18 protein-coding genes are annotated in these 23,841 nt (G+C 38.1%); 4 read left to right on the forward strand and 14 right to left on the reverse strand.

The window, feature by feature from the left end; genetic code table 11:
* Positions 1 to 132: 132 nt before the first annotated feature.
* The 3 genes from BN1609_RS01810 to BN1609_RS01820 form a co-directional block, all read right to left on the reverse strand.
* Positions 133 to 1,074: a glycosyltransferase gene (locus tag BN1609_RS01810; RefSeq protein WP_088808695.1), complete on the reverse strand. Its 942-nt coding sequence runs from the start codon at positions 1,072 to 1,074 to the stop codon at positions 133 to 135.
* 24 nt (positions 1,075 to 1,098) lie between these two features.
* Complete coding sequence (locus BN1609_RS01815; RefSeq protein WP_159457868.1) at positions 1,099 to 2,754, reverse strand: DUF6020 family protein; 1,656 nt, start codon at positions 2,752 to 2,754, stop codon at positions 1,099 to 1,101.
* A gap of 304 nt (positions 2,755 to 3,058) precedes the next feature.
* Positions 3,059 to 5,065, reverse strand: coding sequence for an SH3 domain-containing protein (locus tag BN1609_RS01820; RefSeq protein WP_088808693.1), 2,007 nt, complete (start codon positions 5,063 to 5,065; stop codon positions 3,059 to 3,061).
* Between the two features lie 247 nt (positions 5,066 to 5,312).
* Between BN1609_RS01820 and BN1609_RS01825 the strand changes: the two genes are divergently transcribed.
* On the forward strand, positions 5,313 to 7,346 hold the full coding sequence (locus BN1609_RS01825) for a DUF6270 domain-containing protein (RefSeq protein WP_088838692.1): 2,034 nt from the start codon (positions 5,313 to 5,315) through the stop codon (positions 7,344 to 7,346).
* 36 nt (positions 7,347 to 7,382) lie between these two features.
* Here BN1609_RS01825 and BN1609_RS01830 read toward each other — a convergent pair whose 3' ends face one another.
* From BN1609_RS01830 to BN1609_RS01850, 5 genes are all read right to left on the reverse strand, one after another.
* Positions 7,383 to 8,318 carry an ABC transporter ATP-binding protein gene (locus tag BN1609_RS01830; RefSeq protein ID WP_088838691.1) on the reverse strand — a complete coding sequence of 312 codons (936 nt, stop codon included), beginning with the start codon at positions 8,316 to 8,318 and terminating at the stop codon, positions 7,383 to 7,385.
* 12 nt (positions 8,319 to 8,330) lie between these two features.
* The gene (locus tag BN1609_RS01835; RefSeq protein ID WP_088809062.1) at positions 8,331 to 9,143 is read right to left on the reverse strand and encodes an ABC transporter permease; all 813 of its coding nucleotides are present in this window, start codon (positions 9,141 to 9,143) and stop codon (positions 8,331 to 8,333) included.
* A 264-nt stretch (positions 9,144 to 9,407) separates the two neighbouring features.
* Positions 9,408 to 12,848, reverse strand: a complete 3,441-nt coding sequence (gene pyc / locus BN1609_RS01840; RefSeq protein ID WP_088838690.1) for a pyruvate carboxylase — start codon at positions 12,846 to 12,848, stop codon at positions 9,408 to 9,410.
* Between the two features lie 261 nt (positions 12,849 to 13,109).
* Positions 13,110 to 14,282, reverse strand: a complete 1,173-nt coding sequence (ftsW, locus tag BN1609_RS01845; RefSeq protein WP_088815152.1) for a putative lipid II flippase FtsW — start codon at positions 14,280 to 14,282, stop codon at positions 13,110 to 13,112.
* Positions 14,283 to 14,402: 120 nt separating this feature from the next.
* Entirely contained in the window at positions 14,403 to 14,681 is a 279-nt protein-coding gene (locus BN1609_RS01850) for a YlaN family protein (RefSeq protein WP_088808688.1), read from the reverse strand.
* A 160-nt stretch (positions 14,682 to 14,841) separates the two neighbouring features.
* Between BN1609_RS01850 and BN1609_RS01855 the strand changes: the two genes are divergently transcribed.
* Entirely contained in the window at positions 14,842 to 15,075 is a 234-nt protein-coding gene (locus BN1609_RS01855) for a YlaI family protein (RefSeq protein ID WP_088808687.1), read from the forward strand.
* A gap of 54 nt (positions 15,076 to 15,129) precedes the next feature.
* On the opposite strand, the gene BN1609_RS01860 is transcribed toward BN1609_RS01855, so the two are convergent.
* From BN1609_RS01860 to BN1609_RS01875, 4 genes are all read right to left on the reverse strand, one after another.
* Complete coding sequence (locus tag BN1609_RS01860; RefSeq protein WP_088808686.1) at positions 15,130 to 15,987, reverse strand: DUF5068 domain-containing protein; 858 nt, start codon at positions 15,985 to 15,987, stop codon at positions 15,130 to 15,132.
* 103 nt (positions 15,988 to 16,090) lie between these two features.
* Positions 16,091 to 16,690, reverse strand: coding sequence for a GNAT family N-acetyltransferase (locus BN1609_RS01865; RefSeq protein ID WP_255377277.1), 600 nt, complete (start codon positions 16,688 to 16,690; stop codon positions 16,091 to 16,093).
* A 93-nt stretch (positions 16,691 to 16,783) separates the two neighbouring features.
* A complete protein-coding gene (typA, locus tag BN1609_RS01870) occupies positions 16,784 to 18,622 on the reverse strand; it encodes a translational GTPase TypA (protein ID WP_088808685.1) in 1,839 nt (612 codons plus the stop codon).
* A gap of 285 nt (positions 18,623 to 18,907) precedes the next feature.
* Positions 18,908 to 19,675 carry an inositol monophosphatase family protein gene (locus BN1609_RS01875; protein ID WP_369821879.1) on the reverse strand — a complete coding sequence of 256 codons (768 nt, stop codon included), beginning with the start codon at positions 19,673 to 19,675 and terminating at the stop codon, positions 18,908 to 18,910.
* Positions 19,676 to 19,797: 122 nt separating this feature from the next.
* On the opposite strand from BN1609_RS01875, the gene BN1609_RS01880 reads away from it, so the two are divergent.
* Positions 19,798 to 20,409, forward strand: a complete 612-nt coding sequence (locus BN1609_RS01880; RefSeq protein WP_088808683.1) for a YktB family protein — start codon at positions 19,798 to 19,800, stop codon at positions 20,407 to 20,409.
* Positions 20,410 to 20,614: 205 nt separating this feature from the next.
* Positions 20,615 to 21,559, forward strand: coding sequence for a magnesium transporter CorA family protein (locus BN1609_RS01885; RefSeq protein ID WP_088808682.1), 945 nt, complete (start codon positions 20,615 to 20,617; stop codon positions 21,557 to 21,559).
* Between the two features lie 119 nt (positions 21,560 to 21,678).
* On the opposite strand, the gene BN1609_RS01890 is transcribed toward BN1609_RS01885, so the two are convergent.
* Together BN1609_RS01890 and BN1609_RS01895 are read right to left on the reverse strand one after the other, a co-directional pair.
* On the reverse strand, positions 21,679 to 23,181 hold the full coding sequence (locus BN1609_RS01890) for an SPFH domain-containing protein (protein ID WP_369821506.1): 1,503 nt from the start codon (positions 23,179 to 23,181) through the stop codon (positions 21,679 to 21,681).
* A 60-nt stretch (positions 23,182 to 23,241) separates the two neighbouring features.
* A complete protein-coding gene (locus BN1609_RS01895; protein ID WP_088808680.1) occupies positions 23,242 to 23,784 on the reverse strand; it encodes an NfeD family protein in 543 nt (180 codons plus the stop codon).
* Positions 23,785 to 23,841 lie beyond the last annotated feature (57 nt).

A 23,841-nucleotide genomic window follows, 5' to 3' on the forward strand; every position in this document is an offset into this window, starting at 1 on the left:
ATTAAATTTGTAATCAAAAATGATTACTATACATTCCATTCTAGCGCCTCAACAACAAAACTTCAATAGGTCTTTATGTTTTAAAAATCCGTTTTTTCTGATTATTAATATGAAAAACGACTTAATATGTAATTAAGTCGTTTTTCGTGTTGCTTTTTCTTTATATTTTACTAACTCTAAAAAATAAATTTGTTTATTTCGATGTTGAATTGTATCTAAAATAAGTCCACAAATGAAAAATAACATAGCTAGAATGATTAAGCCTACAGCTAAAATAGCACTAGGGAACTTCAAAACTAACCCAGTTTTAGCAAAACCAACAAGCACTGGAATACCTACGGCTATGCCAATAATTAGGAACAATGCTGCCAAAATGCCAAAGAACAAAAACGGTCTGCTATTTTTAAATAAGCGTATAATAGTACTAATTACCTTCATCCCATCAGAAAATGTATCCAGTTTCGATTCGCTTCCTTCAGGGCGGTCACGGTAATCAATTGGAATCTCTTTAAGTAAAAAACGATTTTCTAGCGCATGAATACTCATTTCTGTTTCAATTTCAAACCCTGGGCTTAGTACTGGCATTGTCTTTACAAAATACCGATTAAAGCCACGGTAGCCTGTCATGATATCACGAATATTACTCTTAAAAATACTATTAATCGTGTTGCGCACTAAATTGTTCCCAAAATCATGGAAATTCCGCTTATTTTCGCTCGAATACGTTCCATTACTTAAACGGTCACCAATGACCATATCAGCCTCGTTATTTCTTAGAACGTCTAAAATTTCGTGCACAGCTCCTGCAGGATATGTATCATCGCCATCAATCATCACATAGTAATCTGCATCTATGTCTGAGAACATGCTTCGAACAACATTCCCTTTTCCTTGTCTAACTTCCGAACGTACAATTGCACCTTCTTCTTTCGCAATTTCAACTGTTCGATCGCTTGAATTATTATCGTATACGTATATGTCAGCATTTGGTAATTCTTGCTTAAAATCCCGTATTACTTTTCCTACAGTAATTTCTTCATTGTAACAAGGGATTAAAACAGCCACTTTTTCCATGTTTTTCTTTGCCTCCAAATAATTCTAATTTTTTTCCAAGTTTAGCTTTGCAACAAAAAATAGGAAAGGCACTGTGAAAATGAAGCTAAAACTGTATCTAAAGTCTGTCGCTGGCATCGCAACAGCAATTGTTGCAACAGCTAGAAACGCTGGTACAAAAAGTAGCCAACTTAATCTTCTGCCCCTACCAAGATTTGAAACAAATGCAATTAGAAGTAGCAATAACGGAATTGCCCCTTTAAGTAAAATATTTTGCCAATCCGTTCTAACTTTTTCCATAAGTTGGTTTAAAAAATTGTCATAGCTTGTAAATTTAGAGTCGGAATATAGCGGTTTAGCAGATGGCTCAACACTATTTTTAATGTAATCTTCATAAGAAAGATTGCTGTCTACACCTACAGACTTAAGCTCATTCATATAGCGTTCGTACCCTGCCCGGTTAACCTTTTCAACATCATTCGGCGTATTTGTCATTATCGCAAATGTTCGAATATCATAATTAATATCTTGTAATTTTGCTGTTGAACCGAAAAAGACTGAATAGTTGTCTGGCGACTGATAACGCCAAATCGCACTAGTTTGATCCAAATATGATTTTACATAAATCCCAAAATTATCCGTCATTAACTTCGCCCAGTTTTTAATGTATAGCCCAAAATCCGCATCAATAGGCGCAGAGTTATAAGCTGCATCATGTTTAATTGGGTCAACCGTATAAGGATTATAGTCTTTTTTCCAATTTTCTTCAGGTAAAATTTCAGTAAAATAGTCCTTTAATTCTTTTGTAAACTGACCGTTGTAATAAAAAGTTGCACCAATTTGTTGTGACGGAATCGCTAAAGCTTGGTTTAACGGATTTTGCTGCACATTTAGTGCATTTGCAACCGGACCATTGAAAAGCAAATTCATTGCCATAACGATAACAAACACAAGGCCCGTTCGGATTCTGAATCCCTTCATAAAAATGACTAAAAGAAGCAAAGTAACGACGACAATAAATACACCATTATTTCTTAAATTAATTGTTACAAAAGCTACTAAAATAAGTGCAGTAAGATTAAGTGGTTTTTTCAACCAAGTACCGTTTGAAGCAACAATTTTTGCTAATAATGTTGTGAATAATAGAATGAATGCCGCGAACGGAATATCTTTCCACGCTGTCACACTGTATAACATCATAACAGGCCAAAGCGCGTAGCCAAAAACAAGTAAATATCCTAAAAATTTCGGTAAACCTAATTTCGTTAACGAATAGATGGCATAGCCAACAATAAGTGCCACTACGACGATTTGAGTGAAAATATAACTAGCTGGAGAATTATAAATATTAGATGTGAACTCCACCCATAAGGTGTGTAGTAGCGGATGCCATGCGCTATACTGCCTAACATCATGTGCCATTGCCCATTGATAATAAGAATCAAAAGTCATTTTTGCTGGAAAATAAGCTAAAAATGAAAACATCCATGAAACAAAAGGTATGCCGGCATATATGGCTAATTCATATTTTTTAATTCGACTCTTAACTAAAGGTGAGAACGGATGAGCAAGTTCAAGTAAAAGTAAGTAAAATAAATTTGTTAAAAAGTAAAATGCCCCTAATATGTAGATAAAGCTTATTATTGTGTGAGACGATAAATTTCCTAAATATGTAGATGCTAACCAAAATGCAGCTATCAAAATGCTACCCACGCATTTTAGCCAATTAAATGTGAGATGTTCCAATTGTCGTATGCATAAAAAAAGCATTGCTCCAAAGGAAAAGATAACTAAAAAACTAATGATATCAAATTTATAAAAGCCTAATAAACAAATAAATCCGATAAAAATAGAGAAAAGATACCACATCTTTTTTTTGCTCTTCAAAAAACCATCCTCCTTTTCAAACTATCTATTAATATAGCAAAATAAACTTTTTTAATCAACTTCTACTATAAAAATACAACATGAAAAGCCAAAGGTAATAATACCCTTGGCCTTTTGTTTACCTATAAATTGGTGTATCAAATTCTTGGGTGTAACGCGTAAGCTTGCTATAAATTTGATTCATTGTATTCACTTGCTTGTATGCCCAAGCAATGTCAGTTGCATACAAATGAGTACCTGGAGTAGCTGGATTCCATCTCATTTTGTATAACGTATTTTGACCTGCATTAATGTACTTATCACCAATAAATTTAGCTCCACCTATAATCGCTTTTTCAGGTGTGTCCCAACCTTCTTTATAGGCGCGTTCTGAGCCTTTTTGAAGTGGCGCGCTATCAACAGCTCCAATGCCATACATGTTATACACCTTTTTAGGTGTAACAGGTTTGCCATCTACGCTGCTCACAACTACACCATTTGCTAATTGAGATGTACCATTACCTGTTTCTAGAAGCGCATGTGCCAGCAAATAAATTTCGCTAACACTATTTTGCTGAGCCGCAGTTTGGAAACTAGTTGCTTTATTCGCTAGTATTCCTTTTCCAGCTAAGACCGTTCGATTAACCTCTGCTGGATCAATGTTTGCTGGCTTCGACAAAATAAGAAATTGCAAGTAGCTTGCTGAGTTTTTACTAAAATTATTAGGATTTAAATAATAGGCAGTATCAGTTCGATTGGCATTAAACCATTGTCTCGAAAAGTTCACTTGATACCATTTCTTCTTGTTGCTATCAGTTATCGTATTTAAAACGGTAAATGTCTGATCTTTTTTCAACGTTGCTACAACAAAACCATTGGTATTAGCGGCACTTCTAACTGAAATGTTAGTAGCCGTAACTTTGCCGCTTGTGCCTGTAACAGATGTTCCATCACTTGAAATATACATTTGACTTGGTTTTTTATCCGTCTGCGGAGTTAGCCTCATGTTTGTATCAAGCATGCTTGAAAACGTTGTAGGATAAGTTGTCGTGTAATAACGTTTTTGGATAGGAGCCCCATTAGACAAGTATCCTAACTTCGTATAACCAGGAATATTGTTATACACTACACGCACCCATTCTTTACCGATATCAGCCTTATTAACGAGTGCAGGTTGATTCGCAGGAATCGTTACGGTGGTTGGTGAATTATAGTCTTGTTTATTTCTTAAATTAACATTGTTAATTGCATAATAATTAACATATGTGGCATTAGGAATTTTAGCTGTAACATATCGCAATTGCATATAACCTTTTCGACCATTTGCTTGAAACTCTGTCCAGCCATTGCTATCTGTTGATCCTTGCAAAGCATACATGACTTGTCCTTTTGGTACCACGTAAGAAACGCTTGTTGAAAAATCACGACCTGATCGCAGATTTACTACATCAGAAGCATAATAATCGTTGTATGTCTTACGAGGATCATAGCCACTTAAATAACGTTGCTGCATATAACCAACGATATTATCTTGATAAATAATTCGCACCCATCCCGCACTATTTGCTGAGTTGTCTTCCACAGAAAAAGATGCATTTGTTGGAATTTGAGTTACCGTTGCTGAATCAAAAGTTGCTGATTTACGTAAATTAATCGGGCTCGGCGCATAATATGTGCCGTAACCTTTCGAGGGATTATACAACGTTAAATAGCGTTTTTCCATATAACCCTCTTTTTGATTATACATAATTCGTACCCAATTATTTCCATCTGCGGAGTTGTCTTCAACAATAAACGATGCATTTTTTGGAATAACGACAATCGTTTTTGAATCAAATGTTCGATTTTCACGCAAATTGATATTTGATGGCGCATAGTAAGTCGTGTATGTTTTAGTTGGATTTGTATTCGCGAAATAACGCGTTTGCATATATCCTTTATATGACTTATATGTGACCTCTGCCCAATCATTTTTGTCCTTTGATCCATCAAGCACCTTAAAGGATGCATTTTTCGGAATTTGAACAATCGTTTTGCTATCAAACGTTCTGCTTGCTCTCAAATTAATTGTATTTGGCGCATAATACGTACTATATGACGTAGCAGCTTGAGCATTTTCTGTCACAGGCAGAATGAATAGCAACATAAGAGCTAAACAAATCAAAAATCGCCAATGATTACTTCTATGTTTGATTAAAATCTCCTCCTTGTTTACTTTGGTACTTTTTAGTTATAACATATATTACAGCGCTTGCGGTCAAAAAATAGAATTGTAAAGAAATCGAAACATCTTTCGACAAAAAATATACACTTTTTAAGCAATGAAAGATTTAAATTTTTCTTTTTATGGTACAATATTTTATGTGAGCATTACAATGAAAAGGAGAATACGCATGGAAGTTATCGCTGCTAAAATTACTACCTCTACAGAAACACAATCTTGGTTAATTGATTTAAAAAGTTCTGTAGACATTCAAACTGTTTCTGCAGTTTATAAGCAACAAAACCAGTTTATCCATCCGGCGAAGTCATTTGAGTTAAAAACCGCTTTTGCAGATGGTTTCTATCAAATAGAAGTCCCTTTTGCTTTACTCTCTAAACAATCACTTCACGACCGAAAAACAAATTGGACATTTTTATGCCATACAAGTCGAGGCGAAGCTATCGTTCAAACGAATGACATCAGCCAAGTAGATACATTAAAAGATGCTGATAGCTTTTTTGAATTTGAGTTTAATCTTTCAACGAGTAAGCTTATTCTAGTCGCAACGCCTAAGCCATTTCAGGCCATATTAGAAACATTTACTTTAACCAAAAATGGTTTTAGTGGTTCCGGTTCTATTCAAGCAGATGCTTTTAACTGGGCTAGACAAAACTTGAAATTGCAGTTGGTGATTAAAAGACGTCCTAACCCTACCCTCTATAACTATTTTGAACATGTACAAAAATTCGAACTTTTTGATATTAAAAATCAGAATTTTAGCTTTGACATTTCTTTTGATAGATTAGATTATGCTTTCTTAGTAGATGATTTAAATAATTTAGACTGCTTTTTAGTTGTAAAAACTGCTGGCCAAGAATCTCATCCTATGTACTTAGATTTAGCCGAATCTTTGAAAAACAATGTGGATCAAACTGTTTTTCCGGATGCAATTCCTTACACGAGTATTTCTTTTTATAAAACTGGCTCAAATCGGTTGGCTTTTTATTTTATCAAAAAAGTGGAGCAAGAAGTGCAAATACAGAGTTTTTCTGAGAGTTCAAAAGAGCTATCGTTTAAATTTGAAAGCCAACACTCACTAAAGAATGGCAAATTTGTTTTAAAACGGCGCGATAAGAAATTCTTGAAATTTGAGTATTTAGAAGAGCTGATTTTTCCTTTTAAAACAAACTGGTTATCGTCCTATCATGTAAAAGTAAATAAAGCGAATTTATTTCCGTTCGATACTTTCAAGCCATATCAAATTTGGGATGCATTTATTCGTCTTGATGGTTTCCCTGATTTTCCTGTTTATGTGCCTGAAAGTATTCAATTTGAGAATAAATTACAAACGGCTCCCAAAAAAGCATTTGATTTTAAATTAGCTAAAATGTCTAGAAATAATTTATATATTCGAATTGCTCCAAGTCCAACGAGCAAAGGACAAGCTAAAAATATCGCTGTACTGGGAACTTGCTTTAGTCGCAATGCGTTTAACTCCTCCCCTTATTTTAATCCAGAGTATAAGTCTTTCTTTCATGTTGCTCTTACGCAAATGCATTCCTCGCTCATAAGCATTATGACGGAAGATTTTGATGAAAAAGTGGATTTTAATAAGTATAAGGATGAAATCACTCATTTTGATATGACTTATATGAAAGACGACTTTAAGAAGGATTTCTTTAAGCGGCTAAAAAAAGCAAAACCGGATTATTTTATTATTGATTTATATGCCGATGCTATTCGCCCTGTTATGTGGTTGAATGATAAAACGGCCATTACTTTTTCCTACATTGTTGAAGGTAGCCACATTGCTGATGATTTACCTTGTCACCGAATGATGACGCATTTGAATGATGAAGAATTTTTTAACGAATGGACGCATTATGCCGATCGTTTTATTGAAGAACTTACGACAATTATTCCTGAAAACCGGATTATCTTGAATAAAGGCGGCTTCACCTGTGAGTATTATGATGAAGTTGGGAAAAAAACAGTTTATCCAAATAAAATGGCTATTCAAAAAGCACAGTATTTATGGGACCGTTTAAATAACTACTTCTTGTTGAAAGCACCAAACGTTCGTGTCATTGATTTCACGAACAAAGGCTATATTGGTGATTATTACTATCCATTTGGGCATTCCTTTTCACATTTCGAATCGGATTACTACAAAGATTTCTTGAAAGAAATGATTTATATTGATCAAACCGATCGGCTTCTATAAAAAGAACAGCTGAACCAAAATGGTTCAGCTGTTCTTTTAAAATAAACCTAAAAATGAATGTCCTGTCGCAACTAAAGTTCCAAAAAGAGCCAGACAAGCTACGCCCGAAACGAGTAGCCATTTATCGCTTGCTTTTACTTTTTGTTCACTAAAAGCTGGGTTCTCATGAATTTTTTCAGGACGGCTTTTTTGTGCTGCTTTCATTTCTAGTTGGTAGGCTTTCTTAAACGATTTCGATTGTTCATTAAACCATTTTACAAACGACTCATAGGACTCCGCCACTTCATTTGCTGCGCCAATTTCCTTTAAGCTACCGTAATGCATCCAAATAATACGGTCACATAGCTTTTTCACTTGCTCTAAGGAGTGACTCACAAAAACAATTGTCTTCCCTTCTGCTTTAAACGACTCGATTTTATTCACACACTTATGATAAAATGTGTCATCCCCGACAGAAAGAGCTTCATCGATAATTAAAATATCCGGGTCAATATGAACCGATACAGCGAATCCCAGGCGTGAGCGCATGCCGCTTGAATAGTTTTTGACGGGTTGGTTGATAAAATCGCCAATGTCGGCAAAATCGATAATATCTGGTAGGATACGTTCAATTTGTTTGTTCGTTAATCCTTGCATAAGGCATTTCAGGCGGATGTTTTCAAGCCCAGTGAGTGGTCCCTTGAAACCTGCATTAATCGCAATGAGCGATGCCACGCCATTTGTTTTAACTTCGCCTTCTGTCGCCTGCACGATACCAGCCATAATACTTGAAATCGTGGACTTTCCAGAACCGTTAATGCCAATAATACCGATTGACTCCCCTTCAAAAATAGTAAAGGACACATCTTTTAATGCCCAAAATGAATCTTGGGACTCTTTACGGAAGGCAGCTTTCATACTTTCCGCCTTACTCGCAAATAAATCGTATTCTTTAGACACGTGCTTAAAAGATACTTTTAGATTTGTACTCATACAAAACGCTCCTTATACGAAATCAACGAATCTTTCGCGGAATTTCATGTGTAAGATTGATCCGACAAAGAGGAAAAATAAGGTGAGCAGCCAGAAATAAATCGTATAAGACGGCGACTCCCAGAACCATTTTCCGAGCAGAAGCGAATCTCTAAAGCCGTCTACAATGTACATAAATGGATTTAGTTTTAATAGGTTAGCAGCCCATTCAGGCAATAGTTGCGGGATATTCCAAACAATCCCAGTTAAATAAAATAAAACGCGCATAACGCTTTGAAGCGCCATGTAGTAATCTCGTACTAAGACAGTGATTGTCGCATTGAAAAGCGAAAAGCTAAATAAGAATAAAATCATCGAAACGAAATAATAGAGGTATTGCCCCCAGTAAATACTGATAGGTGTTCCTTTCACTAAGAAAATGATTACCATAATGATGGTCATCACAAAATAGCTCATTAGATTCGAGATGATAGTAATATTCGGCAAAATGCTCATCGGAAAATTCATTTTTGATACGAGATGAATTTTATTAAAAATACTATTTGTTCCTTGCATGACAACACTGTTAATGAAGAACCACGGCACAATTCCCGCTAGCATCCATTCAAGGAAACTAACGTCTGTCCCTTGAAGTGTGGAGCTTCCTCTTAACCCGTAACCAAAGACTAGGAAATAAATAGCGACTTGAATTAGCGGATTTAAAATCTCCCATAATAATCCTAAGTAGTGACTTTGATAGTTCGCTCGGTCTTCATAACGCGAAATACGAATCATCATCGGAGTATATTTAATTTGTTCTTTTAAAACTTCCCATACTTGTTTCACAAAAACACTTCTTTCCAAGTTTAGTAAATAAATTCTCGTCAATTTATCTCTCTCTTATAAAAATCGCCTCCAAGTTAGAAGCCTACGGATGTCGATGTATTTGTATGTTTTCTTATGTAACGCCTTCCGTTTCGCATAAGCTGCTTTCATTTGGTGGGAGAACCACCTTATGTTAAGTTACCTCAAAACGTAATATTTGTAAAGTAATTTCAAGCCTTTTTTCATAAAAAAGGGGCATGGCGAGCCATGCCCCTAGAGGTTTTCTTAAATGCGTGCGACTTCCATTAACAGATCGCCAGATTCAATCGTATCACCGTCTGATACGAAGATAGTTTTGACTTCACCATCAAATGGTGCTTGAATGGTCGTTTCCATCTTCATCGCTTCCGTGATGAGAAGTGGGTCGCCTTTTTTCACTTTTTGTCCTTTAGCCGCAACAACTTGGATAACAGAGCCAGTCATTGTTGCACCTACATGCTCCGGATTCGTCGTATCAATTTTACGCCGCGCAACAACAGTCGCTTGTACGTTGAAATCTTGCACGTTAATTTCACGTGGTTGACCGTTTAATTCGAAGTAGATGACTCGTGTTCCGTCAGCAATTGGTTCTCCGATAGAATTCAATTTGATGAGCAGGATTTTTCCTTTTTCAAGCTCCACTTGAATTGTTTCGCCGAGACGCATTCCTTTATAGAATGTTGGTGTATCAAGAACTGTTACATTACCATATTTATCAATCATTTTTTGATAATCAAGGAATACTTTTGGATAGAGAATGTAAGCCATCACATCGCGTTCAGTTGGCTCGTAGCCCATTTTCTCTTGTAATTCTTCTTTTACTTTAGAAAAATCAACTGGCTCCATAAGCGCTCCCGGACGATCGGTTAGTGGCTTTTGACCTTTTAATACGAGCTTTTGTAGCTTCTCAGGGAATCCTCCGTATGGCTGTCCAATTTCGCCGCGGAAAAATTCAATGACCGAATCAGGAAAATCAATCGTATCTCCTTTTTCATAAACAAGCTCTTCTGTTAAATCGTTTTGTACCATGAAGAGTGCCATGTCACCGACAACTTTTGAAGAAGGTGTCACTTTTACGATATCGCCAAACATTTGGTTCACCGTAGAGTACATTTCCTTCACATCATCAAAACGATCGCCCAGTCCTACAGCCGTAGCTTGTTGTTGTAAGTTCGTATATTGGCCACCTGGCATTTCGTGTACATATACTTCTGTTTGCGGTGAATTGAGCGCATTATCGAAGTCTTTATAGTATTTCCGAACATCTTCCCAGTAATGGTTCAAAATTTGCGAGTTATGCGCATCTAAATTTGTTTGGCGCTTCCCGTTTACAAGACCGTAATAAAGACCTGTCATGCTCGGTTGGCTCGTCGCCCCACTCATCGCGCTTGACGCAACATCGACAATATCCACGCCAGCACTAACAGCAGCAGCATATGTGTAAATTCCATTACCGCTCGTATCATGCGTGTGCAAATGAATTGGTACATCGACCGTATCTTTTAGTTCGTTAATTAAACGATAAGCAGCTTGTGGTTTTAAAAGGCCTGCCATATCTTTGATACCGAGGATATGTGTCCCTTGCGCCACCAATTCTTTGGCCATATCTTTGTAATAATCGATTGTGTATTTTGTACGCGTTTCGTCATCAATATCACCTGTGTAACAAATTGTCGCTTCCACAATTTTGCCTGTATCGCGAACAGCTTCAATGGACGTTTCCATTCCTTTAATCCAGTTTAAGCTATCGAACACACGGAAAACATCGACGCCTGACTGAGCGGAAAGTTTCACGAATTCGCGAATGACGTTATCTGGATAGTTTTTGTAACCGACGCCGTTTGCACCACGAAGCAACATTTGGAACATGACGTTTGGAATTTGTTTGCGCAAGGTTTCTAAACGTACCCACGGGTCTTCATTTAAGAAACGATAAGCGACATCAAACGTGGCACCACCCCACATCTCGAATGAAAACATATTTGGAAGCAAATGCGCCATAGCATCTGCAATTTGGAAAATATCTTTAGAGCGAACGCGTGTCGCGAGCAAGGATTGGTGCGCATCACGAAGCGTGGTGTCTGTGAGTAATACTTCATCTTGTGACTTCACAAAATCCACTACACCTTCTGGCCCTTTTGCGTCTAAAATTTGTTTCGTACCTGGTTCAATTTTTTGTCCGTAAGGGATTTTTGGCACTCGTGGCTCATTATAAACTGGCTTTTCATCTTGCTTAATTCCCGGGAAGCCGTTCACGGTGACGTTACTAATATAACGCAGGGTTTTTGTCCCGCGGTCGCGTACGTGAGGGAATTTAAATAGTTCTGGCGTTGAGTCGATAAACGATGTGTTGTAGTTTCCGCTAATGAAGTCTGGGTGACGTGCTACGTTTAATAGAAACGGAATATTCGTTTTTACGCCACGAATTCGGAATTCAACTAGATTACGAACCATTTTTCTTAGTGCTTGCTCAAATGTCATACCCCATGTTGATAATTTTACGAGTAGTGAATCATAGAACGGTGTTACGACTGTTCCTTGGAAACCATTCCCCGCATCAAGACGGACACCAAAACCACCTGTTGAACGGTAAGTATTGATTCGTCCAGTATCCGGCATAAAATTATTAAGTGGATCTTCTGTTGTGATACGGCATTGAATAGCTGAACCTTGAATACGAATATCTTTTTGTTGCGGGATAGCAACGAGTTGGTCATGCATTGAATAGCCATCTGCAATAAATAATTGCGACTGCACAATATCAATTCCAGTAATCATTTCTGTGATGGTGTGCTCTACTTGAACACGCGGATTTACTTCGATAAAGTAGAAATCTTCCCCTTCAACAAGAAATTCAACTGTACCTGCGTTTAGATAATCCACGTTTTTCATTAATTTAACAGCTGCCGAACAGATGCGCTCACGTAAATCTGATGTGATGGCATTACAAGGGGCAACTTCCACTACTTTTTGATGGCGTCTTTGGACAGAACAATCACGTTCAAACAAATGAACGATATTGCCATGCGAGTCGCCTAAAATTTGAACTTCAATATGCTTTGGATTCATGACGCATTTTTCAACGTAAACTTCATCGTTACCGAAAGCAGCTTTTGCTTCTGAGGCAGCCCGTTCAAAGGCTTCCTTTACATGCTCTTCTGATGGAACAACACGCATACCTCTTCCGCCGCCGCCTAAAGAAGCTTTAATCATGAGCGGATAACCGTTTTTCTTACCAAATTCAACGACGTCATCAATTCCAGAAACAGGACCATCGCTTCCTGGGATAACTGGAATATCAGCTAGTAAAGCTTGTTCTTTCGCTTTAATTTTATCGCCAAACATGTCTAAATGCTTCGATTTAGGACCAACAAAAATGATGCCTTCTTGTTCACATCTGCGCGCAAATTCAATGTTTTCAGACAGGAAACCATATCCTGGATGAATCGCATCAACTTCTGCTTCTTTTGCAATTTCAATGATATTTTCGATATCTAAGTAGGCATCGATTGGTTTTTTACCCTCTCCGACGAGATAAGCTTCATCCGCCTTATATCTATGAAATGCTCCCGTATCTTCTTGTGAATAGATTGCTACTGTCTTGATTCTGAGTTCAGTACATGCACGTAACACGCGAATTGCAATTTCACCGCGGTTTGCCACTAATACTTTTTTAATATTATTCATTTTTCTCCTCCTAACCAACACTCTGCCTTTTTAGCACAAAATAACCTTCTGGTTGCTTAAACCCTTTTTATCAACAACAAGAAAGCTCTTTTCATTTTGTTTATTCTGTCATGTAAAAAGCGGTATATAAATTCAATTATAGTATTAAAACATACTAGATGTAAATTACTTTCTACCAATTTTTTAGAAAGTCTACAAAACAAACGAATATTTTTGAAAGAATGAGGCAAAACATTCGTCATGTTTTGCCTCATTCTCCAATCATATTTCCTCTTGTTTTCCGTATTTCCGCTGATAGTTTGTGAACATCCCCACGTTTGCAACAATTCCAATTAAAATTGACATAACCATTAGCGAGGAGCCCCCGTAACTAATGAACGGCAATGTAACCCCAGTAATTGGAATTACACCAGTTGCACCGCCTAAATTGATAAACGACTGTATGCCAATAAGTCCAGCCGTCCCGTAACAAAGCAAAGCACCAAATGGATTGTTCGCACGTAATCCAGTCAAAATAATTCTAAAAATCATGAAGAACAGTCCGAAAATAACAACTAACACGCCGAATATGCCTAGTTCTTCAGCAATGACAGCTATAATGAAATCGGTATGCGCTTCTGGCAAATAACCAAGTTTTTGTACACTTTCTCCTAAGCCTTGTCCAAAAACACCTCCAGAACCGATGGCAAAAAACGAGTTGACGAGTTGATGTCCTGTATTGCCTCGGTCGATAAACGGGTTAAGGAAACTTGTCAGCCTTCCCATTCTAGTCGGAGAAATGATTTCTTTTTGAATTTCATCTGGCAGCAGAAGCACTATAACGCTTAAAATTAAAATGATACCTAGTCCAAGCCCAATTAGTTTTAAAATTGTTTTAAGACGCATGCCTGAACATATAATGATACAGCAGCCTGTCATAAAAATAATAAATGCGGATCCAATGTCTGGTTGAATGGCAATTAAAAAGCAAACGACCGCTAGGAAGAAAATAGGTGGCAATACACCGCGGTTAAAATCATCAATGTATTTTTGCTTTTTCGCATAAATCGCGGCTAAATAAATGATGACCGAGATTTTCACAAATTCCGCTGGTTGAAGCGAAGCAGTACCTAGTCTAAACCAACTTTGTGCATTGTTTGCCGTATGCCCCATCGCAAAAATAAGTAAGAGTAATAAAACGGAGCCGAACATCATCGGAATTAAAAATTTATTGTTTTGATAAATTCGGTATGGGAAAAAAGCAAACAAACCGAAACATAGCAAGCTAATCACTAAATTTTTAACTTGGCGCAAATAGTAAAAGTCCGCAGGCAAATCTTGCCGATAAGCAAGCGACCAACTGGAACTATAAACCATAATCAAGCCAAATATACATAGGACAAGATACACTGCTATTAACGAATAATCATACGATTTTAGAATTTTTTTAAGCATAGTCCTCTTCCAATCTTTGTTGCGCTTTTTTAAGCGTTCTATTTTAACATTATAAAGAAAAAGAGCCTAGGTGTAAACGAAAAAAAGCGTCTACAGAATTTGTAGACCCTTTTTAAAATCTCACTGTTTGTTCATTGACAATTCATGTAATGTCGACAATTCTTTTTCTAATGTTGCTAGAAGACGTTTGCCTTCTTCCATATCAATTAAGCCAAGTCTAGTTGCAAAATTAATTTCACGGGATAAACCGTACATTTGTGTATCTAGTACTTCTTCGTACGCTGGACACTGTGGCAAAGTTAAATTATCCATCTGAACTTTAATCAGTTGCAAAATTCGACGCGAATCTTCTTTTAGTAACTCAACAGCCTGATCTCGGTGGCTTGTATTTTCAGTCATCACAGCGACCTCCCTCTCTATGCGTTCTCTAGACGCTTCAATCTATTAATAAATTAAGTATAGCACAAAATCGGTGGACTGCAAACGGTTTATGTTAAAAATCGCGCTTCTCTTCTTTTTCTTTAAAACATGCTATAATGGATTCACGAGGTGATTTTTCATGAAAGCAACTTGCATTTTATGCGACCGGATAGACGATTTAGACAAACGTGAATTTAAAACGAAGCAACTGCGCAATAAACCAATTCGTATGTATATTTGCCCAGATTGCGATCATCGCGTTGCTATTCAAACGATGGCGCGAATCAATTCCGGGAAATTTCATTTTAATAAGCCGTTCAATAAACCGCTTAGTCAATTAAAGCGCGAAATTTTAGAGCGGGAATCTAAATAAAAACTGCGTGTAGCGCTTAGCTTAACCTGCTAAGTGGAACTACACGCAGTCTTTTTAATTTAAAGTTAATGTTGCAACTGCCGCTTCACTTTTCGGCAAGCTAGCATCAAACTGTCCTGGACTAGGAACTGCAACGCTTGGGCTCGCTTTAAAGTCCGCATATTTGGCATCGTCCATCATGTACGTAATGAAGCCTTCTGCTGTTTTCCCTGGACTAAACACATAAGGATCAGCTGCACTTCCTGCTAAATGGTACTTATTCGGAATGAAATTATCTAGGCTACCACCAGTACTTTTACTTTTTCCAACTAAATTAATTTGCTCGGCTTTATAAGTAATATCTTTCGTTGTTTTGTTAAAAATTGATACGTCTAATGTGACGACATACCCGCCGTGTTTCATGTAACTTTCAGGTGAGTAAACATCAATTTCCTTCGTCGGATTTTGAACGCGCTCTACTTTATATTGATTAATACGAATAACAAGCGAATTAAAATCTTTTATAAAAGATGGACTGTAATTTCCAGAAACAGTAGTCACTTGACCGCCTGTAATTGGCAATACGTTTGATACGCTAAATGCTGATTTATCAATTTGCGGTGCTGCAATCGTTTGTTTCGCTGCATCATTTGAATTCTCCGATGCATCTTTGTTCTGACTTTGATCCTGATTTTCATCAGCTGCTGGTTTGTCTGCTTCCGAGTTATCTTTACCATCATCAGAAGTTGTATTTGTATCCGCATCTTCTTTTTCCGCCTCAGATGTTGCCTCTTTTTTTGCAGTTTCCTTCTTCTGTACTTTTTCTTGCTTTTCAGATGTTTTTTCTTTATCAGAATTTGTTGCATCTGTTCCACAAGCCGCGCCTAAAATCGCGATGCTCAAAATGATTAAGCTTAGTAACCACTTTTTCATACTAAACACACTCCTTTCTCCTTATACTATAGCAAAAAACTGGGAATATTACAATCATATTACAATAAAAAGACCGCCAAAAAAATGGACTGGTCTTTTTCTGTTAAGCAGTTTCTTCAGTTCGCTTCATATAAAGTAAATAATTTACGCCACTATGCTTCTTATGTTTCATTTCAACGCGCATAAATTCTTTGAAACCAAGTTTTTGATAGAGCCTAACAGCATGGCTATTCGTATCCGCCACTTCAAGCGCGTAAGAGGTGAATCTGGCTGTTTCAAGGAGCGACTGAATAAGCGTGCTTGCTACTCCCATGTGCCGGTAATTTTCCGAAGTAGCTACGAATTCAATGTAGCCGAGTCCAACTTCTGACGGGAACGGATATTGCTTCTCTTCAAATTCATATTTTAAAACTCTAAAAGCAATGCTTCCGCGAATAAAACCGAGGTGTTTGCGTAACTCCTTTTTATCCAAAATAAGTGTTGGCTTTGAACCATCGTTTAGCGCGGTCATTCCGGCAATTTCCTGATCGATTATGGCCAGATGAAAGACGTCTAATTGGAATGCATGACTAAAGGCTTTCGCGAGCTTTTTCTTATCTTTCGAGAAAAATTTCAGCCACTGATAAAAGCCGTCCACAAAAATACGGCTCATTTCCATGCGTGGGTCCTTACGACACTCTGTAGCAGTAATTACTTGAATCAATGTGTCCACCTACTTTCCTACTTCCATCTTAGCAAATGATTACTTGGAATACAAAAAAACTGCTACTTGATTAAGTAGCAGTTCCATCATTCATTATTCAGCGCTTTTCGCGCGTTTTTGAGCTTTTTCACGTTCATTTTTATTGAGAATTTTCTTGCGCAAGCGTACACTTTCTGGTGTTACTTCACAGTACTCATCATCATTTAAAAATTCAAGTGATTCTTCTAAAGACATTTGACGTGGTTTTTTAATAACGTTCGTTTGGTCTTTCGTTGCGGAACGAATATTCGTCATTTGTTTAGCTTTTGTGACGTTAACCGCGATATCATTTTCACGACTATTTTCACCAACAATCATGCCTTCATAAATTTCCGTACCTGGCTCAACAAAAATGGTTCCGCGGTCTTCCACTTGCATAATACCATATGTTGTTGATTTTCCTGTTTCCATTGATACTAAAGCGCCGTTACGACGTCCGCCGACACGACCCGTTTGCATTGGTTCATACGCTAAGAACGTATGGTTGATAATACCATAACCACGCGTCATAGAAAGGAAGTCAGTTGTATAGCCAATTAAACCACGTGCAGGCACTTTAAATTGTAAGCGCACTTGACCGTTTCCGTCATTGACCATATTTTGCATTTCACCTTTACGCTGGCTGATTGATTCAATGACAGCGCCCATGAATTCTTCAGGTGTATCAATTTGAACATCTTCAACTGGTTCACATTTTACGCCTTCCACTTCACGAATGATAACTTCTGGTTTGGATACTTGTAGTTCGTAGCCTTCACGACGCATCGTTTCAATTAAAATCGACAAGTGAAGCTCACCACGACCTGAAACTGTCCACGCATCTGGCGAACTTGTTGGTTCTACGCGAAGTGAAACGTCCGTTTGAAGCTCGGCCATTAACCGCTCTTCAATTTTACGACTCGTCACATGCTTTCCTTCACGACCCGCAAAAGGACTATTATTTGTTACGAAAGTCATTTGAAGCGTAGGCTCATCGATACGTAATACAGGGAGCGCATCTTGTTGATCGAACGGTGTCACTGTTTCTCCAACGAAAATATCTTCCATTCCAGAAAGAGCCACTAAGTCGCCTGCTTTTGCTTCTTTAATTTCTTCACGTTTTAAGCCGAAGAAACCGAACATTTTTGTTACGCGGAACTGTTTCACAGAACCGTCAAGTTTCATAAGTGCTACCGTCTGGCCGACATGCATTGTTCCGCGGAAAATACGACCAATCCCAATACGACCAACATAATCGTTATAGTCCAAAAGGGAAACTTGGAATTGAAGCGGCTCATCGCTATTATCCACTGGCGCTGGAATATGATCCACAATAGTATCTAAAAGTGGCGCCATTGTTTTCTCTTGTTTTTCTGGGTCAGAATCTTCGCTTGAAGTCCCGTTAATTGCGGATGCATAAATGACAGGGAATTCTAGTTGGTCATCGTTTGCACCTAATTCAATAAACAGTTCTAAAACTTCATCGACAACTTCTTCGGGGCGCGCAAAATCGCGGTCAATTTTATTTACAACAACGATTGGTGTTAAGTTTTGCTCAAGCGCTTTTTTTAGTACGAAACGCGTTTGTGGCATTGTACCCTCGTAAGCGTCGACAACTAAAAGTACACCGTCAACCATTTTCATAATCCGTTCCACTTCACCACCGAAATCGGCGTGTCCTGGTGTATCCATAATGTTAACGCGGATACCTTTATAATTAATAGCTGTATTTTTTGCTAAAATCGTAATACCACGCTCACGTTCAATATCATTTGAGTCCATCGCACGTTCATCAACATGCTCATTTTCACGGAACGTTCCGGATTGTTTCAAAAGCTCATCCACGAGCGTTGTTTTACCGTGGTCAACGTGGGCAATAATCGCAATATTACGAATGTCTTCTCTTAATTTCACTGGTTTGTTTCCTCCTAAAATCGGGTTTCAATTTGCTTTTTTAGAACGAAATGTGTATGAATCTCATCTAACTTCCAAATAAAAAGAAAAAGGAAAATAATTTATTTTCCTCGGAAGCAGTAAAATTAAACTTACGAAGTACTAAACGCACGACGCGCAACCAGATGAGTCATCCGTGAAATCGACCATTTATGCCTAATCCGAACATTTCGTATAAATCAACTTTCCTATTATAGCACAACTTCTTTCACTTGACACCCATTTGTTTTCAGAAAACGAAATTTTTTATGATAAATAACTGTCCAAAAGTGTCTTATGAACGTTTGGTAAAGCCACAAGTGACGAGCCTTGTTCAAGCATGTTGATGGGGCTTCCGTCTAGGCGGGTTACGATGCAGCCCAATTCTTCGGCAATCATTTTACCTGCCGCAATATCCCACGGGGCCAAGTTTGCCGACATATAAGCGCCGACTTTTCCTGTTGCAACATACATATATTCCAGTGAGGCAGCGCCGTAAAGCCGCAAGCCGCGTGACGCTTTAACAGCATCCCAAAGACGTTCATTGGTCTGAATCGCACTTAAATTCGCCACTAGCAAATGATCAGCGAGCGTGTCGTCTGCGTTTACTGGTGTTAATTTTTTGCCGTTTAAATAGGCACCGCAACCTTTTTCGCACGTGTAAATGTCCCCTTTTTCAACTTCATAAATGGCGCCATATACGCCCATGCCATCGATGTAAAGCGCCACTGAAATTGTAAAGTTTTTTTGCTGCATGACAAAATTAAGCGTGCCATCAATTGGATCGACAATCCAAACGGGGCCTTCGAGCGAATCGATTTCGGCCGCCATTCCTTCTTCTCCGAAAATACGATGGTCTGGAAACTGTTCTAAAACGCGCTTCACAAATAAAGTTTCTACTTGCTTGTCGATATTCGTGACTAAATCATTACGATTTGATTTTGTTTCAATTTCTAATTTTTCCTCAAAAGAAGCCATGATTTCGGCCCCTGCTTCTTCAAAAAAAGCGCTAACAAATTGTTTTTCTTTATCCAGACGGCTCATCTCAACAGCTCCTTAGTTATAATGTTTTATTTTAGCATAAAATTCTTCTGATTGTATATGCCTCGCTACTTTCGTATAATAGTCATAACAACTATTTTTGGAGGGTATATAGCATGACAAACGGTTTTACAAAGAAGGAATTTAAGGCGATGAGAACGCCTGGACTCGCGAATCGAATGGAAGCGATTCAGACAGACATTCAGCCGAAATTTAAGGCGCTTGGTGAGGAACTTACGGGATTTTTAAGTGATGCCCTTAATACGGAGATGCATTTACATATCGCACGGCACGCTAGGCGGTCGGTGAACCCGCCTGATAGTACTTGGCTTGCCATTTGCGCGGATAAGCGTGGCTACAAGAAACACCCGCACTTTCAAGTCGGCCTTTACGGCGATTATGTGTTTATTTGGCTCGCTTTCATTTATGAAAACGAGGACCGGGATCAAATTGCCAGTCGCTTTTTGGCGCACCAGGCCATGTTTGAAGCGTTGCCAGATGGCTTCTCCCTCTCGAAAGATCATACCGTCAGCACCACTTTTGCTTTAAACAAAAAAGAACTTAAAAGCGCTTTAGAACGTTTTCGCGATGTGAAAAAAGGCGAGTTTTTAGTTGGGAAGATTTATTCGGAAAATTCGGCTGTGCTGCGCTCCGAGAAAGCGTTCATCGAGGAAGCGGAAGACGTTTTGCGCGCGCTCATACCACTTTACAAACTTGCGCTAAAATAAACATGTACAAATAGGCCTAAACTCGATATAATAGTGAAGTTGTGAGTATTTTGGAAAGGAAGTGAATTGTCATGAAGAAACAAAATCGAAAGCCTAGTGAGCCTGATCCACATCGAAGTATACAGGCGCGAGTCAATTTTGCGGAGGACAATTCCTTCACTAGTTGCAAAACGCCTGCTCTAGTTAAAAAAGAGGAGGGTTCCAAATGCACCAAATTTTTAAATCCGATGAAGATGGCAAATTAATTGAGCTTGAAGAAGTGGAACGCAATGCATGGATTAACATTGTTGCGCCTACATCAGAAGAAATCAATCAAGTTGCCGAAAACTACAATATTCCATTAGAATTTCTCGAAGATCCACTCGATAAAGATGAAAGTGCGCGGATTGAACGCGATGACGACACGGAAGCCGTTTTAATCATTTGTGACTTTCCAGTTGTGGATGAAGACGATATTCATTACGCCTCGTTTGAAACTATTCCAATGGGGATTATTTTAACAAAAGACTATTTTATTACGATTTGCACGATTGATTCGTCGATTATTCAATCCTTTATAAAACGGCGTATCAAAGGCTTTTATACGCATATGAAAACGCGCTTTGCCTTACAAATTCTCTATATGATTTCCACGCAATTTTTGCGCCATCTAAAACGCCTTAATCGTCAAACCGATGAAATCGAAAAAGAATTGCATGAATCCATGAAAAACAAGCAGCTCTATGATTTGATGGGGATAGAAAAAAGTTTAGTTTACTTTGTCACTGCCCTCAAATCCAACAAACTTGTGCTAGATAAAATGATGCGCCAACACATTGTAAAAATGTATGAGGAAGATCAGGATTTACTAGAAGACGTCATCATTGAAAACCGCCAAGGAATTGAAATGGCGGAAGTTCATTCCAATATTTTAAGTGGTATGATGGATGCGTATGCTTCGATTATTTCGAACAATATGAACATCGTCATGAAATTTTTGACATCTTTCACGATTATTTTAACGATTCCAACGATGGTATTCAGTTTTTATGGGATGAATGTAAAATTGCCGTTTATGGATATGTCACTCGCCTGGATTGTCACGCTAGGTATTTCATTTAGCATCGCCGGAATACTTGCACTTGTTTTTTGGCGAAGAAAGTTTTTTTAAAGCATAAAAAAGCATAAATCCTGTAAAATCCATTTTTCAAAATGGTAATCTTACTGGACTTATGCTTTTTTTATTGACTATCTTTTGGAATAAAAGCTGACGATGCTTACCCCACCTTTTTATTCCTTATCTGACTGAATCGTTTTAGTTAGTTCATCCACACTATTTTTCACATTACCCTTACCAGAAAAGTTCTCCAGCAATTCGCGAATGTCAAGGCCTGTAGTGGCTTTTAGGCTTTCTTGTGCGGTCGTCATCAAATTCGTTGCATACGCACTTACCTTATTTGCACCACTGTTTGTACCATCACTTCCAGTATCAACAACAGTAATCGTATCAATATTGCTCATTGGAGCTGCTACTTGTTTCGCATATTCAGGCAGCATATTGACAATCATATCGAGCATCGCTGCTTGGCCATACAATTCGTAAGCTTCCGCCACTTTTCGTTTTGCCTCTGCTTCTGCTAAACCACGTAATTTGATAACTTCGGCTGCCGCTGTCCCTTGTGCTTGCTCCGCCTCGGCTTTTGCAATCCCTTGAACGCGAACTTGTTCCGCTTCTGCTTTCGCTTTTGTTTCAATACGATATTGGTTCGCTTCTGCTTCTGCATATTCTTGGCTCTTTCTAGCCGCCGCTTGTTGCTCAACAGCATAACGATCCGCATCCGCTTTTTTCTTCACTTCCGCATCATATTGACGTTCACGGCGTTGAATTTCACGTTCTTCTAATTCAATTTGTTTTTGACGCTCAATAATTTGAATTTGCATTTGTTGCTCAACAACTTCTTGTTTCGCACGTGCGCTTTCTAAATCATAAGCTTGGTCGGCATTCGCCTTTGCTGTTTCTTGTTCCCGGCGATATTCAGCAACTTTTAATTGGTTTTGCTTTTCAGCTTCAGCAATTTCTGTTTTACGCTCTAGTTCAGAACGAGTCGCTTCTTTTTCTGCTTCCGCTCGTTTCATACGCGTTTCTTTACTCGCTTCTGCTTCCGCCACATCTGCATCACGCTTCACTTGCGCAATACGCGGCTTACCTAGCGCATCTAAGTAGCCATTGTTATCTCGCACTTCTTTAAGCGTAAAGGAAACAATAATGAATCCCATTTTAGCTAAATCTTGAGCCGCAACTCCTTGCACTTCTTGAGAAAACTTATCGCGATTTTTATAAATCTCTTCCACCGTCATGGACCCTAAAATCGCACGAAGGTGCCCTTCAACCACTTCAATCGCTTCTGCTTCTCGCTCTTCACTTGTTTTTCCCAAAAATTGTTCAGCGGCTGTGGCAATTTCGGAAATAGATCCACCGATTTTAATAATTGCCGTACCATCCGCCATAACAGGAACCCCTTGTTCCGTATAAATCTCAGGCGTTCTAACATCTAATTTACTCGAAAGTAAACTAATTGGACGCGATTGCTGGAAAACTGGCATTACGAATGTACCGCCACCACGAACAATTTTGACTTTTTTTCCGCCTTCATCAACAAAGACATTTTTACGACCTAAGTAGCTTCCCGAAACGATTAATGCTTCATCTGGTCCGACAGTTTTGTATTTGGTTACAAACACAATTAAAAACAAAATTAAAACAACAACTGCAACGATTAAAACTAATGTAATTCCTCCGGTTAAAATATTCAAACTTTACAGCCTCCCTTTTGTGTAGTAACTAATTTGTCCTTATCCTAAGAAAGAGGTATAGGGCGAAACTAAAATGTAAGCATCTTCTGCATCAATAATAAGCACTGTTTCTCCAAGCGAAATAGGTTCATTATCACTTGATTTCGCCGCCTTTGCTACTTTACCTGCATTCATTTCAATCAAGACCTCACCGAAACCATCGCTCGGAATAGAAGTAATGACGACACCTGTTTTTCCTTCTAAATCCTTTGTTTCATAAGCAATTGAATCACTTGTCCTAGAAAGTGGCAAAAGTATTCCAAAATAGAGGATTGACGAAAAAATCAATCCGATAATAATCGAACCAATTAAAACATTTATACTTGATAAAGACGTATATTTCTCACCTAAAAAGCCGGCTAATGAAAACGCACCTAAAAAGTATAAAATAATCGATCCTGGAATAGGTAATAAATCTAAGGCAAAGCTGACAATACTAACTGAGAAGATTAACGCCGATATTAGATCGATTACAATCAGTATACCTACCACAATCAATATGTAATAATATACATTCTCTATTGGCATTCCAAATACCATCATGTTGTTCCCTCCAATTACTTCTTTGTGAACAAATAGTCATACTTCCATTTTAACAGA

Source organism: Listeria sp. ILCC797 (genome assembly GCF_900186185.1).
Classification (GTDB): Bacteria; Bacillota; Bacilli; order Lactobacillales; family Listeriaceae; genus Listeria; species Listeria goaensis.

Coding starts and splice junctions, on each gene's coding strand:
- BN1609_RS01810 (WP_088808695.1), bottom strand. CDS start 1,074: ATGGAAAAAGTGGCTGTTTTAATCCCTTGTTACAATGAAGAAATTACT.
- BN1609_RS01820 (WP_088808693.1), bottom strand. CDS start 5,065: ATGTTGCTATTCATTCTGCCTGTGACAGAAAATGCTCAAGCTGCTACG.
- BN1609_RS01825 (WP_088838692.1), top strand. CDS start 5,313: ATGGAAGTTATCGCTGCTAAAATTACTACCTCTACAGAAACACAATCT.
- BN1609_RS01830 (WP_088838691.1), bottom strand. CDS start 8,318: ATGAGTACAAATCTAAAAGTATCTTTTAAGCACGTGTCTAAAGAATAC.
- pyc (WP_088838690.1), bottom strand. CDS start 12,848: ATGAATAATATTAAAAAAGTATTAGTGGCAAACCGCGGTGAAATTGCA.
- ftsW (WP_088815152.1), bottom strand. CDS start 14,282: ATGCTTAAAAAAATTCTAAAATCGTATGATTATTCGTTAATAGCAGTG.
- BN1609_RS01850 (WP_088808688.1), bottom strand. CDS start 14,681: ATGACTGAAAATACAAGCCACCGAGATCAGGCTGTTGAGTTACTAAAA.
- BN1609_RS01855 (WP_088808687.1), top strand. CDS start 14,842: ATGAAAGCAACTTGCATTTTATGCGACCGGATAGACGATTTAGACAAA.
- BN1609_RS01860 (WP_088808686.1), bottom strand. CDS start 15,987: ATGAAAAAGTGGTTACTAAGCTTAATCATTTTGAGCATCGCGATTTTA.
- BN1609_RS01880 (WP_088808683.1), top strand. CDS start 19,798: ATGACAAACGGTTTTACAAAGAAGGAATTTAAGGCGATGAGAACGCCT.
- BN1609_RS01885 (WP_088808682.1), top strand. CDS start 20,615: ATGCACCAAATTTTTAAATCCGATGAAGATGGCAAATTAATTGAGCTT.
- BN1609_RS01895 (WP_088808680.1), bottom strand. CDS start 23,784: ATGATGGTATTTGGAATGCCAATAGAGAATGTATATTATTACATATTG.